Genomic DNA, 17,894 nt, shown 5'->3' with positions numbered 1-17,894 from the left:
AAAAATTGGTTCTTTATTAAATCGCATAAACCTCATTATACAAAGAAAGGATATTTTAAACTGTGGCGATCGCAAACCAATACGGCTATTACACCGAAGATAATCGGGAATTTGTGATTACAGATCCGCGCACCCCGCGCCCTTGGTTTAACTATATGTGGAATAGCCAATATGCAGGGCTGATTTCCCATACAGGCGGAGGCTTCAGCTTTTTGGAATCGCCACGCGATAACCGTATCAGTCGGATGCGCTATAACTGTCTCCCTTGGGATCGTCCTGGACGTTACGTGATGGTCAAAGATACTGCAACAGGGAAGTATTGGTCATTAAGTTGGTCACCTACTATCAATCTTAACTATGACTTCTATGAATGTCGTCATGGACAGGGATACACCAAAATCACAACTGAGATCAATGGAATTCGTGGGGAAATCACGTACTTCGTTCCGACAGATACCAATGCCGAAATTTGGCGAGTGAAGTTAACGGAACTTTCAGGACAGGCGCGAGATTTAGAAGTTTATTCTTTCTTAGAATTGTTGATGGGGAATGCTCTCAATGATCAGATCAATCAACCTAATGACAAGCATTTTACGGATATTCATTTCGACAAAGATTTGCAAGCATTGGTTGCCACACGACGTTATTGGGTGCTGAATAAAGGCGTTTCCGTTAAGCAGCCAAATATTGATTGGAAGTATCAAATTTATTTCTCGCAAAGTTTGCCGATCGCAGGTTTTGATAGTAGTCTTGATACTTTCATTGGCAGATGGCGATCGGAAGCAAATCCTGTGGCAGTAGAAACGGGAGTGATGCAGAATACGGAAATTACGGCTGGCGATCCTGTTGTGGCTTTGCAGTCGAAGATTTCGTTGGCGGCAAATGGAACTGTTGATTTTGCAGTGGTTTTGGAGATTGCGGCGAAAGAGATCCCCCCTACCCCCCTTGTAAAGGGGGGCAAGATTGTGGAGGTTGCTGACAGTAAATTAATGCAACTTAAACAGAAATGGGATCAGCATTTATCCTGTGTACAAGTGCAAACACCCGATGAAGCATTTAACGCGATGCTCAATGTGTGGAATCAGTATCAGGCGGCTGTTACTTTTGATATGGCGAGAAATTCTGGTTATTATCATGGCGGATTGTTGTTTGGGACGGGAATGCGCGATCGCTTCCAAGATATTCTCGGTGTGGTGATGGTCGATCCTGCGAGAGTGCGCGAAAGATTAATTAAGGCTCTCAACTTCCAGTTTAAGGATGGTTCCACTTTACATAATTATTTTGTGCTGACCAATACTGGCGAACGCACTAACCATTCCGATACACCGCTTTGGATTCCCTTTGGGATTGTGGAATATCTCAAGGAAACAGGAGATTTCTCGATTCTCGAAGAAGTTGTTCCCTATCATGACGATAGTTCAGGCACTGTCTATGAACATTTGGTCAGGGCGCTGGATTTTGCGATCGCAAATACAGGCGAGAAGGGAATGCCGCGCATTTTTACAGGCGATTGGAATGATACGCTCGATCATGTTGGTTCACAGGGCAAGGGCGAAACCACTTGGGGAGCTTTCTTTTTGGGCTATGTGTTGAATAAGTCTCTGCCAGTATGTGAACATCAAGGCGATCGCAAGTCCTTAGAAAAATTTCAAAACTTCTATGAGCATCTGCGCCAAGTTACTAATGATATCTGTTGGGATGGCGATTGGTATTTACGAGCATTCCGAGATAATGGCGAACCGATTGGCGTATCGTCAGCAACACAGGGCAAAATCTTTTTGAACGCGCAATCTTGGGCGGTGATTTCGGAACTCGCGCCGAAGGATCGCGCAGACAAAGCGATGGCAAGTAGTCGAGAACATTTGGCTACACCTTTTGGAATGCAGATTGTTGCGCCATCTTTTACGGAAATCGATGATACGGTTGGTTTAATCAGTCGTTGTGTCCCAGGGAAGAAAGAGAATGGCGCGGTGTTTAATCATGCTTCGGCTTGGTTTGTGCTGGCTTCTCTGCTCAATGGTGATACAGAATTTGGTTGGGAAATCTATCGTCGGATGATGCCGATTAATTCTTCACAAGCAACGGATGCAAAATGCGATCGCTTTGAAACTGAGCCTTATGTGTATCCTGAATATGTGACTAGCCCTGACCATGAGACTCAAGGACAGGCAAGTCATTCTTGGCTGACTGGAACGGCAGTTTGGATGTTACGCATTGGACTTGATCATATTTTAGGGTTCCAACCCACTTTTAATGGCATGATCATTGACCCGAAAATTCCTGCCGAATGGTCTGGTTTTACGGCTAAACGCAAGTTTCGCGGTAAGGTTCTCTCGCTAACTGTGGTTAATCATAGTGATGCTAAGCAGATGACGGTTAATGGTCAAGTTGTGGAAGGAAACTTCATTGATCTTGCACTTTATGCGAGTGATGAGATTGCGATCGCAGTTAACCTGTAGAGTTTTTTGTGTATGGTTTAAGAGGGGCAATCTCTTAAACCATACACAAAATGCTTATTCTTTAGAAATTATGCAAATAAACATCCGCCGACCGCCTATCTAAAAAATCTTGTAAAATGTTAAATGTTGTTAGATTAAGTATGCAGGAGGATTCAAAGAATGACGATATTAGAAAAGGCTTTGAGTAAAATGCAGAAATTGCCAACTGCGCAACAGCAGCAGGTACTACACTTTATTGATTTTCTGACGTTTGAGTTGGGCGATCGCCAAGTTAATCAGGAATCAGAGAGTCCACAATAATCATATGTCTGCACGCGATATTTTTCATGATGCTGTCAAAATAGCTTTAGAAAGAGACAATTGGCAGATAACTCACGATCCTCTGGCTCTAGAGTTTGGATTGGGCTCTTTGTATGTGGATTTGGGGGCAGAGCGAATAATTGCCGCAGAGCGCAGAAACGAAAAAATTGCCGTAGAAATAAAAAGCTTTCTTAGTGGATCGGCTGTGTCGGAATTTCATACAGCGTTGGGGCAGTATCTCAACTATCGTCTATTAATGCAGGGGCAGTATCCAGAATATACACTGTATTTAGCTATTCCATTAAGTGCTTATGATTCTTTTTTTCAATTACCTTTTGTGCAAACTACAATTGAACAGTATCAACTAAAACTAGTGGTTTATATGCCAGAGCAGCAGGAGATTATAAAATGGCAAAACTAGATGAGTATCGGCAAAAGATTCAAGATTTGCTGACGGAGTTGGCAAGTTATGGTTCGGCAAATGGTGAGGTTGAGTCGCAGTTGATTTTTGATGTAGAACGCGATCATTATCAATTAGTCCATGTTGGTTGGCGCAATCATCGTCGTATCTATGGCTGTGTGGTGCATTTAGATATCAAGGATGGAAAAATTTGGGTGCAACATAATGGAACAGAATTTGATATTTCTCTTAGGCTTGCGGAGATGGGGATTCCTAAGCAGAATATCGTTAATGGTTTTCATTCAAGCTATATGCGCCAGTTTACAGATTTTGCCGTTGGATAGAACAATCCTAAAGCTCAAAATTGTTTATAATTCTCGAAATCCCAATTTTTCCTTTTTCCTTTCTACTTTTTCCTTATGAACGATGCAGAGTTATTGGCAATAATCGCACAAGCAGAACGAGAGGGCTGGACGGAACTCGATCTGTCGGGGAATGATCTGGAAGGATTGCCGAGCGAAATTGGACGGTTGCAAAGTCTGGAAAAGTTGATTTTAGGAAAGTATGGCCACGAAGAAAGAACGATTGGAGGAAATTTTTTAACTGCTATTCCCCGAGAGATTTTTCAATTAACCAATCTCAAAGAACTTCATATTGCATACAACCAAATCACGGCGATACCAGACGAGATCGCCCAATTAGCAAATCTGACTTCGCTTGACCTCTCTGGCAACCGAATCACGGCGATACCAGACGCGATGCCTATCTCTAAACCTACTGACCGATCACTAGTTTATAATTAGTCATAAAAATCAAGCCGCTACAAGATTTTTGGGTGATGCAGAGATGTTTCTGAAGGAAATGGAGTAAGTTATGAGATGGGATCAAATTGGATCACTAGAAAAATTTATAGATCACTGTGGGAAATACCGCAGCGATGTAAAGGAACTAGACCTATCAGACATGGGATTGCTTGAAATTCCTGCGAATATAGTTTTCTTAGCAGAGCTTATTTCGCTCAACCTCTCAAGCAACAATATCTCAAAAATTCCTAGTTTCACAAGCTTAACATCACTAAAATCGATTGACCTGTCAAACAACTTTATTAACCATCTTTCATCTGAGATCTTCAACCTAGTTAATCTAATTTCGCTTGATCTCTCTCATAATCAGATTCATGATATCCCATTTGAGATCTCAAACCTAAACAACTTAACTTCGCTTAATCTTTCAAACAATAATATCTCGAAAATTCCTAGTTTCACAAGCTTAACATCACTAAAATCGCTTGATCTGTCAAACAACTTCATTAATCATCTCTCATTTGAGATCTCAAATCTAAAAAATCTAACTTCGCTTGATCTCTCTCATAACCAGATTCAGGATATACCATTTGAGATCTTCAATTTAACCAATCTAACTTTGCTTGACTTCTCTCATAACCAGATTCAGGATATACCATCTGAGATCTTCAACTTAACTAATCTAACTTCATTTAACGTTTCTAAAAATAAAATCCAAAGAATTCCTTTGTACATAGCTAGTTTAACCAAGCTCACTTATTTTGATCTCTCAAACAACAAAATCAAAAAACTACCAGATGGGATTCAAAGTTTAACTAACTTAAAAAAACTCGACTTGAGTAATAATCTTCTTGCGATCTCTCCAGAAGTACTTGATTCAAAAGATGCGGCAAAAATTTTCAATTACTTCCGTCTGCTTCATAAAAGCCGTCCACTTCATGAAGCTAAACTCCTACTCATTGGACAAGGCAGTGTAGGCAAAACATCTCTCATTGAGCGCTTACTTCGCAATAAGTTTGATAAAAATCAGCCTCAAACTGACGGTCTTAATGTGGAGACTTGGAATGTGAAGATCAATGCCAATGATATTCGACTCAATGTTTGGGACTTTGGAGGGCAAGAAATTTATCATGCCACCCATCAATTCTTCTTAACCAAACGTAGCCTCTATCTCCTCGTCTGCAACTGTCGCACCAGCGAAGAAGAAAATCGAATTGAATATTGGCTAAAACTGATTGAAAGCTTTGGTGGACAGTCCCCTGTAATTATCGTTGGCAATAAAAAAGATGAACAACCACTGGACATCAACCGCAAGGCACTGCGCGAAAAATATCCCAATATCCAAGACATAATCGAAACCTCTTGCCAAGACAATATTGGCATTGATGATCTTCGCACTGCAATTATAAAGCAAGTTGGGAACCTGAAAGAAGTCTACGATCTCATTCCTCTTTCGTGGTTTGAAGTAAAACAACAACTCGAATCCATGCCCGAAGACTTTATTACTCATAGCCGTTATCTCAGCATTTGCAATGAGAATAAAATTCCCGAAGAACACAATCAAGAACAACTGATCGACCTTCTACATCGCCTCGGCTTAGTTCTCAGTTTCCGAGACCATCCCATTCTCAAAGATACTAATGTTCTCAAACCTCAATGGGTGACAGAAGGTATCTATGCCATGCTCAGCGACGAAATCCTTAAAACTAAAACCAAAGGTGTCTTTACCTCTTCTGATCTGACTCGTATCCTCGATCCAGAACGCTATCCCACTAAGCGCCATAGCTATCTCATCGGGCTAATGAAAGAATTTGAGCTTTGTTTTGAACTAGATTATCGTCCACCCCAATTCCTGATCGCAGGACTTCTACCCAAAGATCAGCCAGACGAAACGAGGCTTCAAGGCGAAACCCTCGAATTTCAATACCATTACCGAGTCCTCCCTGAAAGCATTATTTCCCGCTTTATCGTTCTTACTCATGAAAAAATTCATAATCAAATCTACTGGCGCAGTGGTGTAATGTTGCATTACAAAGAAAACAATGAAATCTATAATATTACTCGTATCAAAGCCGATTCTGAAGACAAAAAAATCTTTATCACTATTAGCGGACGCAAAGAAACTCGCCGCTTATTTCTTGGTATCCTTCGCGATACTTTCAAAAGAATTCACTCTTCACTCCCTAACCTTGAAATCACTAAATGGGTTCCCGTTCCCAACCATCTCCAACATCCACCCCTCGACTATCAAGAATTACTTGGACTTGAAGCAATGGGTATTCAGGACTATCCTATCGGGAAACTCAACATAACTATCAATATCCGTCAATTACTGGATGGTTATGAATCGCTAGAGTTACGTCAAAAAGTGATCAGAGTTGATTACATAGGCGATGACATTAGTAGTATCGAAGATAGACGGTCGCGCAATGAAAAAGCTGAAAGCCGAGGCAACACCTATAACTTCTACGCACCAACAGGACAGATGATTGCAGGTGATTTGAAAACCCAAGGCACAAATACTGGGATACAAAACACTAGCCTCAATCAAAACGTAGAGTCTGCATCACCACAAATCAATAAATTAAAAGACGAGGCTACACCCATGAAAACGATCCTCATGCTTGCCGCAAATCCTCAAAATTCCGTCTCTTTGCGACTGCAACAAGAAGAACGCGACATCAAAGAACGCTTGCGTCTTGCAGGTTATGGCACAGAACCCATCAAAACTGCTGTGGCTGTTCGTCCTAGAGATATCCAGCAAGCCATGCTAGACTTCAAACCGCAAATCATTCATTTCTCAGGGCATGGAGCCGATGAAGATGGATTAGTATTTGAAGATATCAATGGACAATTTAAATTAATTGGTGGAGAAGACCTAGCCGATCTCTTTGATATATTCGGCGATCGCATTGAATGCGTTGTCCTCAATGCTTGCTATAGCGAAACTCAAGCCGAAGCAATCCGCCAAAAAATTCAATATGTAATCGGGATGAGTCAAACTATTGGCGATCGCGCCGCCATTGAGTTTGCCGTTGGTTTTTATGCAGCGATCGGTGCAGGAGAACCCTACGAGTTTGCCTTTAAACTAGGCTGCAACGCCATTCGCCTAGCAGGAATTAAGGAATATACAACTCCTCAGCTTTTGAAGAAATAAATGTAGGATGGGTTAGCGATCGCGTAACCCATCAACCTCACAACGCAGCTCCAATTTATCGATGAAAGCAAAATATCCCTTTGAAAAAAATATATATGAGTGAAACCAGTCCCAAACTGATTAATGAAAATATTTCCATTAATGTAACCCTTGAAGATAACGGTTACTATCTTTGCCACTTATCAAACCCATCACCAGATCCATCCCAAAACACCATTAATTCCTACGGTAAAACCCAAGAACACGCGATCGCGATCGCCCTTGAACAGTTAGCCGATCGGTATCGCCAAATTGCAGAAGATCAGCAAAATGTAGATATGCTGACGGTAGAGCGATCGCATGATGGCGAAGCAATTAGCAAGCTCTACCATGTAACACTTCATTTTGAATGCACTATTGACGCAGCATCGAAATTTGAAGCAATGCACGACACAATTATGGGCAATACTGTAGTAGAAAATGGCAAAATCACTGTCATAGAAGTTGCTAAAGATCTGCCATTTGCAGATATTTTAGAACTTGGTGCGTAGTTAGAACAAAAAAAGAAAAGCGCGATCGCGCCTTTCTTTTTTATGATGGTAGTCATGCCAAGATTTCAAAGCCGACTTTTTAATTGGATTGATACATCCTTACCCGCCCAACTCGGACGCAGCGTAAGGCGATCGCTCGATCAAAAAATTCGCCAACTCTCAGGACTCCCCATCCAAGAATTACCGCGCTTGCTCGCCTATCAAGTAGCCAAAGCAGCCCTATATCCTATATACCTCCTCACCTCGACCACCAAACGCATTTTCCCCACTCTCGATCGCAGCAAAATTGATCCCAAAGAAAAACTGCGATCGCAACCAGAAACAACAGGGCTATTACCAAAGTCTGTAAAGCAAGAACTAGATCAAACAACAGATCAAAAAGTAGAGCCAACTAATGACCTACCCAAGCCTGAAATCCCATTATTTTTTCGTCCATTAGCCAAATTTTTAGACTGGATCGATCGCACCAAAACGCAACTAGATCGCAAAATATCTGCGATCGTCAAGCGACAGCCAGAAAACCTCTCAACCACCGAAACCTCAGAACTAGAACCAAAACTAATCGCCAATCGTCTCCTTGCCGAAATCTGGCGGCAACAGATAGACCAAGCCCAAGCAGAACAAAACTCATTAAAAGAAAATAACGGGCTATCTGAAAATGTCGCTCTAGGCAAAAACAAAAGACTAGAGCAATTACGCCGCTTGATCGAAGCTGCGATCGCCTACTTCTTTGGTAACCAAACTCAGCCTCAAGATCAGAGTTTAGAGAGCAACGAAGAAGTTGCAGAAATATTCGGTACAGAATCCTCAGATGCAGAAGCATTACCCGATAGCCCCAAGTTAAGAAGGAGACGGGTGAATGCCGCAAAATCTGGAAGTATCAAAGAACAACCCCCACTAGCCGAAACTAACAATCTTGATCGGCTACGCGATCTCATCGCCGCCGCCATAGATTATTTCATTGGCAAGCGATCGCTAGATGGTAATCCTGACATCAATTCCGATGTTATCAGCGGAACCCAGCCCGACTTCCTGAAAGCAAAAACAAATGATACCCTTCAGCCCAGAGCGAATAGTTACCCCAGTAACGATCCAAATATTGAGTCAGAATTTTCTGATGCGCTCAAACTCGACAATCAACTCGAACGCCTACAAAAGTTAATCGAAGATGCGATCGCCTATTTCTTTAGTAAATCGCAACCAACTCTAGATGAAACCTCGGATATCACGCCTAGCACTGAGGCTTGGTTAACGATGGAAGATTTATTTGGCGATGATAACGGGCCCTGGCCGCTTCCATTGGAATATGAATCCATTGCATTCAGCAAATCACCAGATCGGACAGCAATCCATTCATCCAGCGAGTTACAAAATTTTGAAACCACCACCACTCAGCTCTCCCAAGATCAACTTGATGGCAGCCTAGTTTTTGAAGAAGAATTACAGATGTATCAATCACAAAGTCCTGAATACGAGAGCGATCGCCCTTTACGAGCATGGATTGAGGCAAAAGCAAGTCTTTGGGGCTACTCCAATAATCCTGTGATGAGATTGCTCATTTGGATTGATGCGATCGTTGCCAAAATCGAAAACTTAATTATTAAACTATGGAAAGGATTAATCAGTTTTCCAAAACGCTTAATTAATTCCATCCGTTACGGAAAATTTAGATAGAAGCCCTGCACTCAAGTGCGGGCTAAGAGCTAAAACCCGTTGAAACGGGTTGCGCAAAAGCCCTGCTTTCAAGTGCGATGCTCAAAGATAAAACCCGTTGACAAGGGTTGCACAAGGCACTTGAAAGTCTTCTGTAGTCAACTTCAGTGGACTTAAGCTTTTAGCCTAGAACTTGAGTTCTTTGGCTTGTTCGGTTCCTAAAGCACCTCAGCGCATAATTTTTGCCAATGCTTCCAAATGATCACCATTGCCATCGTGTCGAGGCGACAATATTGATAGAGCAATTCTTCCCATTGCGATCGCATAGCTTGATTATCAATCCCCAGATTACGATTTTCGCCAAACATTAAGTCCTGATAGGCTAGCATTGCGCCAGCACCCTCATTCACAACTTGAATGCGATCGCCTATTTGCAATTGCGGCAACACATCATAGGGACTGAGGATTTCGCCATCTACTTCTCGATAGTATTGCTGAAAATCTGGAATTTCATGCAAATAGGGATTCGTTTTCCAAATGGCAGGCAACACACATTTAAGAGAAGTCCGCCCCTTCATTAATGGATGGAAGTAATGCTTAAGGGTGAGAGCATTCATATCGACTAAATTGGATTTGCCCTTAGTTCCTAATTTGGCAGTATTAGCAAGCCATGTTTGTAACTGAGGATTGTGATATCCATAGACCTGCATTTGATAGTAGATATCACGCAACACACTATTCTCATGGGTTGCCCATGTCAAAATAGTACCGCGATCGCCAAGAACTTCCATCAATGATTCTGCAAACTGGAAATTTGGGAAAGTATTTTCTAAATCAAGCCACTCTGTTTGAATTGCAGGGGCTTCTGGCTCTGCGATCGTGTGACAACTCCACTGAAAAGCCACTTGCTCGTACGTTTGCATCCCTGCCCGATAGGGGATTACCATCCGCGAGGTTTCAAAATCAATAAAATGAATCGGATATTCAATCTGTTTGAGGATTGTCGGAAGTTGTTCAGAAACCCATTCTTTGTTCTTTTGGGTATATTCAATCTGAATCAACTGACGATAGCTATAAGTATCATCATCGAGTACTTCTAAGGGAACGTCAAACATACTTGCCTTCCCTTGCAAAATCATCTCATTGACTAGAGGCGTTTCATGTCCACCAATTCTACCCATTTGATAGAGATCCAAGACATGGGGTTCTACATCCGCCAGATCGCCCCAACATTGCCTAAATCCATCTCGATCATCGCGATCGCTAGCCCGATATTCGCAGCTTTTGCAGCCCTTACTAATCGGCGCAAAGATTTCAGACGACTGCTCAATTAAGTAATCTAGATATTTTTGAGCAGAAGTGAGCGTTGGCTCGATTAATTCAGCAACTTCAGTTTCGATACTGACCTTGGTGAGAAATTGATCTTTTTCTATTTCTTGAACATCTCCAGTAAAATTAACGGCGATACCATTAAATTTAGAGAAGGAATTGCGATGGGTAGATAAGCGCTGTATTTGGAAATAGGAGGCAAGATTGTCAATTGATGTGGTTTTTGCACGATCAGGTACAAGCAAGTAAGGAGCAATCTCAATTTGGAGATCTGGTAAATGTTGAGCCAGCATTTCTTGCAAAATCCCAACTTGATAAGCGACATCCTCAATGATGTATCTCCATTCACCGCCGACTTTACCAGTGCGTTTATTGCGAAAGTAGGAAAGCTTGCGATATCTGATTAAGTCTTCGTGAGCCTTACTATCAAATCCCTTAGCTCTAATTTCAATAATCTCAGTGCGATCGCCCTGTTTCACCAGAATATCGGCACGGGCAAGCTTATGATTGTGATAGAGCACAGGCTCAAAAAGAATTACATTATCTTGTTGTAAATACGCGATCGTTTCTTGGGCAGCATTTATCAGACTTTCCTCAGTCTTGAGATTTGCCGAAATATAGATCCCGTCTGGATAAAGCAAGTGGGCAATTTTACTAACTATAAAATTGCCATCGGCTAATATTCTGGTATACCCATCAACGCGATCGACAGTAGGATAGCCCAACTTCTTGTAGTAAAGTTTGGTTGTACAACTGCGGGCAGTCTTAAGATCGGATTTCGTTAGATAAATAGGGTGAGACATACTGCCTAAAAAACTTCGCAGTATAAATTTAGCACGAGAGAGCTTAAACCCCAAAAAAGAAACGCATCCGCGTAGCGGATGCGTTTCTTTTTTGGGGTTTTGAGATTGCATCACGTAATCGTGATTTTAGGGCTGTTGTACCAATTGTAAGTTGGACTATCAGGATCGTCATCAACGCCTAGCTTACTCTCAGCTCCATCAATTCGCATTCGCACTAAATACTCACCAGCCTTAACATTCGTAATTGGAATCTCGACTGTAGAACTAGTCTGAGGTAAAGGTGGACGATCAAATAGATAGACAGAAGGACTATCAGTAGTCCATTCATTCAAAGCTAAAACTACTTTCTGCTTCTCCCTCACCAGCACATCTAACTGCACCACCACCACTGCCGATCGCAAATCTTCCTCAATCGCTTCTAGTTGAGTTACAGTCACATTCACAACCGTCGGACATAGGACAAATGGCATCACATTCGATGCGATCGTATTGGTGATCAACGACGAAGTACTATTAATGCGATGAATGACTTGCAAACTCTGCACACCAGCTTGGATTTGTGGTAAAGACATATTCGCAAGAGAAAAAGTGATTTCGCGATCTTGCACTGAAGTTGGCGTAATTACCAAATCCCCGACATGGATTTCTACAGTCTGACTCTGGAGAGATCGCCCACGAATGATCATCAAACTACCGATTACAATCGGCTCAAATTGGCTACCCTGAGCCACAACTTTCTCAATATAGGGAGATGCTGGAAATGGAACCAATCCTACGGGTGAAGCATCGCGAATCGGCAAAGCTCTCTGGAAGTTTTCTCGACCTTCGACAACCACAAGGCAAGCTCGATAGGCAACCGATAACACATAGGGAACTTGATAAAATACTGACCAAGCCTTAGATAGATCTTCCAACGAGATATCTATGGGCACAATATTGATCTGTTGAATCTGATCAGCCAGATCGGAATCTAATAGGAATGGAAATGTTGAGTCATTACATGTCGAACGAATCATTTCTGTCGTAAGAATTCTTTTGTCTGCAAGGGTGCTTACTACGCTTCCCAATACTCTTTGTGGTTGTAGTTCAGCATCATTACCATAACAACTCATCATGTAGCAAAGATCCACCGCTACTTGACGATTGAGAGGATTCCCCTTTGTGCGATTAGGAGTAGAGTCATAGTTCGCCAAGGAAGGATTGCTGGTTACTTGGTATAAAAAGATATTGACTCCTACCTCTGGCGCACCAGTAGAGATACTTCCAGGCGCTAAGGTAGTGGCTCGTGCCCCTTCGATATCCTGTTGAATGACTGACTGCAAGACCCTCTGCAATGTAGCCGTTACCGTCGCGATCGCCAAATAATTACTCATCTCCACTCACCAAACCTAATTTCAACGCTCTAACGATTGCCTGAGTGCGGCTAGCCACACCTAACTTCTCAAATACACTAGTGAGATGCGCTTTGACGGTAGCGATCGTCACATGGAGATAGCGAGAAATATCTTCGTTTGAGGCTCCTTTAATTAGCCAGTTCAATACCTCCTGTTCGCGCTCGGTAAGATGGATGGTGGAATGCCCTTGTAGCGATCGCCCTGCATAAAAATGAAAAATCCGAAAGAAGCTGGTGGCAATATCAGGCGGCAAGAAAATTTCATCATTCATAACCGTTGAAATTGCCTCATAAAGTTGACTGCCAATGCGATCTTTTGCCACATATCCTCTTGCTCCCAATTGCATTGCTCTAAATACTAATTCATCTTCACGATGCGCCGACAAAATTAAAACTTTGCCATGATAATCTAATTTTTTGAGATCCATTAGCACTTTTAGTCCACTATCTTCGGGAGATTTTAAATCCAGTTTGACATCTAAAAGAATTAAAGAAGGCTTCTGCTCGACTACCAGTTTAATTGCTTGCTCACAAGATGTCGCTTCCCCGACAATTTTAAACTGTAGATAACAATCGTCACTATAAAAACTCAGCAGTGTATGTAAACCGCGCCGAAAATTGGAGTCATCTTCTACCAATAAAACCGATACTATCTGAGCCGTTGTTGTCATAGATCATTTGCTATAGATCTTTGTTTAGAAGTAAGTAGCTAAAAAGACCCAAAATCCGTATCGCCCACTTAGTGGGCGATATAGGCTTTGACTTTGTTTTTTTAATTATGCTGAGTTACTTATTTAGAAGTATAGACTAAAGTCTAATAACCCTTAATTTTGATTATCCCTACTGTATATGTCTATAGACATAGTTATTACGGGTGGCATATGGCACTAGACTACTTCGCCCCGGGCGTATACGTCGAAGAGGTTGATAAAGGCAGTCGTCCCATTGAAGGCATCAGCCTCAGTGTGGCAGGTTTTATCGGATTTACCGAAGACGTACGCGGTGATGCTGATCTTTTCAAACCAATGATGGTTACATCTTGGGATCAATATCGCGAATATTTCGCAGCCCCAGGCTCGGATGGATACACCGACTTTGATGCTTACTTGCCCTTCGCAGTTAATGGTTGGTTTGTTAATGGCGGGGGACGCTGCTGGGTAACAAGCATTGGCACTAGACTTCCTGGATCTGAGCCTCCAGCCCCTGAGGCAACTGCACTTCGCATTGGCACATCGAACAACAAGCCTACCTTGATGTTTAACATCAAGCCAGCCGCAGCTTCTGAGAGCCAGTTAGCGTTACCTTCAACAGGCGATCGCATCAAGGTCATCATTCAAGAAAGCACTCCCAAACCTTTGCCTGAAGATGCTCCTGCCGATGCCGAGCCACCCCTAAATACTGGTGAATTTTTCAACGTAGTCGTTGTCCAAGGTGGGCAAGAACTGGAAAAATACGAGCATGTCTCGATGAATCCACAGGTAGCTACAGATGTTGCTGACTATGTTGTAACTGCGATCGCTGATTCAGAATATGTCACCATCGCTGACATCTCCACTAGCGGACAGCCTCTCTCCCGTCGTCCCGCCAATGGTGCTTACGAAATTGCACCTCCTCCTTACATTTCCAGCGTTGATCGCTTTGCTCGTGACCTGCTAGGACAGAGAGACGATCGCACTGGCATTCAAGGCATGTTTGAAATCGATGAAACAGCGATGATTGCTTGCCCAGACCTAATGCGCGTCTATGAAGCAGGACTCATCGACATCGATCAAGTACATGGTGTCATGGAAATGATGCTCAGCATGTGCGAAAACGCTTTTCCCGGTCCCGCATTCCGCATGGCTGTAATCGATCCACCACCGATCAAGCCCTCCAAAGGCATGGAAGCCGTACCACCTGATCGGCAAAAGCCTCAAGACGTAGCCCAATGGTTGAGCATGTTCAACCGTCGCTCCATGTTTGGCGCTCTCTATTATCCTTGGATCAAAGTCGCCAATCCTCGTAAGGGCGGCAAACCATCCTACGTTCCACCCTGTGGTCATGTTATGGGTCTTTGGTGTCGCACCGACCAATCACGCGGTATTTTCAAAGCTCCTGCTAACGACACCCCCAGAGGCGTGCTTGGTTTAGCCTATGAAACCAACATGCGTGAGCAAGAAATGCTGAACCCCATCGGCATCAATTGCATCCGCAACTTTGCTAGCTACAATCGTGGCTTTAAAGTATGGGGCGCACGTACTTTGGTCGAACCAGACAACATTCAATGGCGCTACATCAGTGTCCGCCGCTTGATTAGCTATATCGAGAAATCGATTGAAATAGGTACTCAATGGGTTGTCTTTGAACCCAACGACACAGATCTATGGGCAAGAGTATCTCGTACTGTCAATAACTTCCTAGAAGGGCTTTGGCGGAATGGCGCATTATTTGGCGGCGCTTCCTCAGAAGCGTTTTATGTCAAATGTGATGCCACTCTAAATACCCACGAAACCATGATGATGGGTCGCTTATACATCGAGGTCGGTATTTGCCCTGTCCGTCCTGCTGAATTTGTGATCTTCCGCGTCAGCCAATGGTCACCTAACAGTTAACTATTTTTATAAGAAGAACACCCTATGGGTGTTCTTCTTATATAAATCCCTAAAATTATTCATCCCTATTTTAAGATTTATGCTGTGAATCTTACCGATTGATAGCTTTAGATTTTAAAATAGTTATTTATCATCGCAAACCTGTAAATCAGCTTTCAAGGAGGAAGAATGGCAGAACTTAAACCAATTCCTACTAGTCGATACTATGTAGAATTTGCTGGGTTGGAAGAAAAACTAATTAAAAGTGTCTCTGAAGTTACTTTTACGGGTCAAACCGCAGGACATGAAAAGCCACTAGCATCCACCAAAGGCGGCAAAACTATTTGGCAAAGTACATCGGCAGGTTTTGAAGAAAACCCCAATGTCACCATTGAAGTCTATGTCGCCGAAGGAGACATGGCATTTTATAATTGGTTCCTAGCTGTTATGCCTAAAAGCGAAGGAGGCAAAGGGGAATGGGCAGCAAATCGGAAGAATGGTTCAATCACTGCATATGATAGTGGCGATAATGAGGTAATTCGTTGGGATCTTATCAACTGTTGGCCTAAGTCTTATAAAGTAAGTGATTTCAGCTCTGAAAGCAAAGATTTGGCTGTTGAAACCTATGAAATTATCGCTGAGCAAATCAATCGAGTGAAGTAGATTCGCTCACATGTTTATCGCATTATCAAAATTTTGAGGGCACAAAAATATGGCAGCAGGTGAAATTTTAGCCTCTTCTAAATATTACTTTAGCTTAACGGGGCTGGAGGACTTGGTTGTAAAAAAAGTCAGTGGTATTGGTTCCACTCTCCAAACAGCTGGAGATAGCAAGTCCTATGGAGTAACAAAAAAGGGTGCATCAGTAATTCAAGCTACTGTTACAGGTGCAACTAACAGTAAGCTTACTGTTGAGTTTGTCTGTACCGTTGGAGACGATCGCTTAATCAAATGGTATAGTTCCTCACATTCCGAACCGTTCGCAGGTGGTGGAACTCAAACCAAAGGCGAGCGCAAAACTGGCACAATCACTCTTTACAATCAGGGCGGCGAAGCTGCTGCTACTTGGGAAGTGACTGGGGTTATGCCTTCTAGCTATAAATCAATTAAGCTAGAAGCTGGTTCTGAAGGACTAGCCACTGAGACAATTGAATTTGTATATGAGACTTTGCACCGCAAAACTTAAGAAGAGTTGTGAGTGGTGCTCAGCACCACTCATACTAAAATTTGCAAGAAGGTGATTTGATGGCAGACGAACAGCAAATAGAATTTTTAGCTAAGTCTAGATTTTATGTAGAAATTACTTTACAAGGTAGTCTAGAAAAAATTGATGGCTACTTTATGGAATGTAGCGGATTGTCGCGAAGTCAAGAAGCAATTGAAATTGTTGAAGTTACTCCGCAAGTATGGGGGAGGAGTGGTTCGACAAAAGGACGGGTTATCCGCACAAAGCTTCCAGGAAATGTCAAAAGCGAGAATATTACTCTCAAACAAGGGCTGAATATTTCCATGACCATGTGGAAATGGTTAAAAGCAGTGGAAGATGGTAACTGGGCGCAACAACTCCGAGATGGGGACATTACTGTTTATGACCAATCTGCTACAGAAAAAGCAAGGTTTCGATTTAATGGCGCTTGGCCGATGCGTTACAAAGTTTCCGAATTTAAAGCTGATGCTAGTGAATTTGCGATTACTGAAGTAGAGTTATGCGTTAGCGACTTTTTACGGATTAATTAATAGATTATTTAAACGCTTATGATTAACATATGGTTCAAATATGATTCAAACAGAGTTTGAATTTACTCTACCCAAGGGCTATGTCGATGGAGATGGAAATCTGCATCGCAAAGGTGTAATGCGTTTGTCTAGAGCGATCGATGAGATTGTCCCAATGCGTGATCCGCGAGTAAGGAGTAATCCTGCTTATGCGACTGTAATTATTTTAGCTAGGGTAATTACTAAATTAGGAGGACTAGAAGAGATTAGCTCGACGGTAATCGAAAATTTATTTGCTAGCGATCTCAGTTATTTACAAAAGTTTTATCGTCAGATTAATGAGTTAGAAGATACTGGATGGACTGGTTTATCTGAAGAGACAGAAAACTAGAACCATGCCCAATATCTACGAGCTACCCCTAGGCATAAATCAAGCAGAGCAATTTGAGCCAATAGAAACTGGTCAAAATATTCGTATTGAGAGGATTTTCTCCATTGGACAAACTACTCCCGAAGGGCAATGGTACGATCAGGATGCAGATGGATGGGTGGTTTTGTTGCAAGGCGAAGCAGTGATATCCTATGGAGATAGATCTGTGGCAAGGCTTAAAGCAGGAGATTATCTGATGATCTCAGCTCATCAAAAACATCGGGTTGAATATACTAGCATTGAGCCAGCTTGTATCTGGTTAGCCGTTCATGGTCAATTGCGATCGCTGTAGTAATAACAATAATATCCAAGAACAAAATGGTGTACCATTTTGTTCTTGGATATTATTGC

Annotated in this window: 17 protein-coding genes and 1 pseudogene; 15 read left to right on the top strand and 3 right to left on the bottom strand. The window is 42.3% G+C overall.

The genetic code is table 11. The features are described from left to right. Positions 1-62: 62 nt before the first annotated feature. The 9 genes and pseudogenes from PseudUWO311_RS01160 (at position 63) to PseudUWO311_RS01130 (ending at position 9,323) form a co-directional block, all read left to right on the top strand. The gene (locus PseudUWO311_RS01160; RefSeq protein WP_142653264.1) at positions 63-2,459 is read left to right on the top strand and encodes a GH36-type glycosyl hydrolase domain-containing protein; all 2,397 of its coding nucleotides are present in this window, start codon (positions 63-65) and stop codon (positions 2,457-2,459) included. A 159-nt stretch (positions 2,460-2,618) separates the two neighbouring features. Continuing rightward, positions 2,619-2,759: a hypothetical protein gene (locus PseudUWO311_RS23840; RefSeq protein ID WP_190303349.1), complete on the top strand. Its 141-nt coding sequence runs from the start codon at positions 2,619-2,621 to the stop codon at positions 2,757-2,759. A 4-nt stretch (positions 2,760-2,763) separates the two neighbouring features. After that, positions 2,764-3,180, top strand: coding sequence for an element excision factor XisH family protein (locus PseudUWO311_RS01155; protein WP_142653263.1), 417 nt, complete (start codon positions 2,764-2,766; stop codon positions 3,178-3,180). Then, positions 3,168-3,503: a XisI protein gene (locus tag PseudUWO311_RS01150; protein ID WP_142653262.1), complete on the top strand. Its 336-nt coding sequence runs from the start codon at positions 3,168-3,170 to the stop codon at positions 3,501-3,503. Before PseudUWO311_RS01155 ends, PseudUWO311_RS01150 begins: the two co-directional genes overlap by 13 nt. 75 nt (positions 3,504-3,578) lie before the next feature. Next, positions 3,579-3,962, top strand: coding sequence for a leucine-rich repeat domain-containing protein (locus PseudUWO311_RS01145; RefSeq protein ID WP_142653261.1), 384 nt, complete (start codon positions 3,579-3,581; stop codon positions 3,960-3,962). Between the two features lie 70 nt (positions 3,963-4,032). Beyond that, positions 4,033-4,767 (top strand): annotated as a pseudogene (locus PseudUWO311_RS24775) (leucine-rich repeat domain-containing protein); the annotation flags it as partial. 30 nt (positions 4,768-4,797) lie between these two features. Next, positions 4,798-7,119, top strand: a complete 2,322-nt coding sequence (locus PseudUWO311_RS01140) for a COR domain-containing protein (RefSeq protein ID WP_411729369.1) — start codon at positions 4,798-4,800, stop codon at positions 7,117-7,119. A gap of 95 nt (positions 7,120-7,214) precedes the next feature. Then, positions 7,215-7,649: a hypothetical protein gene (locus PseudUWO311_RS01135; protein WP_142653259.1), complete on the top strand. Its 435-nt coding sequence runs from the start codon at positions 7,215-7,217 to the stop codon at positions 7,647-7,649. A 54-nt stretch (positions 7,650-7,703) separates the two neighbouring features. Next, entirely contained in the window at positions 7,704-9,323 is a 1,620-nt protein-coding gene (locus tag PseudUWO311_RS01130) for a hypothetical protein (protein WP_142653258.1), read from the top strand. A gap of 197 nt (positions 9,324-9,520) precedes the next feature. On the opposite strand, the gene PseudUWO311_RS01125 is transcribed toward PseudUWO311_RS01130, so the two are convergent. From PseudUWO311_RS01125 to PseudUWO311_RS01115, 3 genes are all read right to left on the bottom strand, one after another. Then, positions 9,521-11,434 (bottom strand): DUF2779 domain-containing protein, encoded by a 1,914-nt coding sequence (locus PseudUWO311_RS01125; RefSeq protein WP_142653257.1) that lies wholly within the window; start codon positions 11,432-11,434, stop codon positions 9,521-9,523. 110 nt (positions 11,435-11,544) lie between these two features. Further along, complete coding sequence (locus PseudUWO311_RS01120) at positions 11,545-12,807, bottom strand: DUF4255 domain-containing protein (RefSeq protein ID WP_142653256.1); 1,263 nt, start codon at positions 12,805-12,807, stop codon at positions 11,545-11,547. After that, on the bottom strand, positions 12,800-13,498 hold the full coding sequence (locus tag PseudUWO311_RS01115; protein WP_142653255.1) for a response regulator: 699 nt from the start codon (positions 13,496-13,498) through the stop codon (positions 12,800-12,802). Before PseudUWO311_RS01115 ends, PseudUWO311_RS01120 begins: the two co-directional genes overlap by 8 nt. A 210-nt stretch (positions 13,499-13,708) precedes the next feature. Between PseudUWO311_RS01115 and PseudUWO311_RS01110 the strand changes: the two genes are divergently transcribed. The 6 genes from PseudUWO311_RS01110 (at position 13,709) to PseudUWO311_RS01085 (ending at position 17,835) form a co-directional block, all read left to right on the top strand. After that, positions 13,709-15,418, top strand: a complete 1,710-nt coding sequence (locus PseudUWO311_RS01110; RefSeq protein ID WP_142653254.1) for a phage tail sheath family protein — start codon at positions 13,709-13,711, stop codon at positions 15,416-15,418. A gap of 168 nt (positions 15,419-15,586) precedes the next feature. Beyond that, on the top strand, positions 15,587-16,060 hold the full coding sequence (locus PseudUWO311_RS01105; protein WP_142653253.1) for a phage tail protein: 474 nt from the start codon (positions 15,587-15,589) through the stop codon (positions 16,058-16,060). 49 nt (positions 16,061-16,109) lie between these two features. Further along, on the top strand, positions 16,110-16,583 hold the full coding sequence (locus PseudUWO311_RS01100; RefSeq protein ID WP_142653252.1) for a phage tail protein: 474 nt from the start codon (positions 16,110-16,112) through the stop codon (positions 16,581-16,583). A 59-nt stretch (positions 16,584-16,642) separates the two neighbouring features. Then, positions 16,643-17,134 carry a phage tail protein gene (locus tag PseudUWO311_RS01095; RefSeq protein WP_142653251.1) on the top strand — a complete coding sequence of 164 codons (492 nt, stop codon included), beginning with the start codon at positions 16,643-16,645 and terminating at the stop codon, positions 17,132-17,134. A gap of 40 nt (positions 17,135-17,174) precedes the next feature. Then, entirely contained in the window at positions 17,175-17,504 is a 330-nt protein-coding gene (locus PseudUWO311_RS01090) for a hypothetical protein (RefSeq protein WP_190303348.1), read from the top strand. Positions 17,505-17,508: 4 nt separating this feature from the next. Next, the gene (locus PseudUWO311_RS01085; RefSeq protein WP_142653250.1) at positions 17,509-17,835 is read left to right on the top strand and encodes a cupin domain-containing protein; all 327 of its coding nucleotides are present in this window, start codon (positions 17,509-17,511) and stop codon (positions 17,833-17,835) included. Positions 17,836-17,894: the final 59 nt, after the last annotated feature.

This window comes from Pseudanabaena sp. UWO311 (genome assembly GCF_006937785.1).
In the GTDB taxonomy this organism is placed as follows: Bacteria; Cyanobacteriota; Cyanobacteriia; order Pseudanabaenales; family Pseudanabaenaceae; genus Pseudanabaena.
Note: the sequence above shows the minus strand (reverse complement) of the source record. Positions and strands in the feature narration are given on the sequence as shown.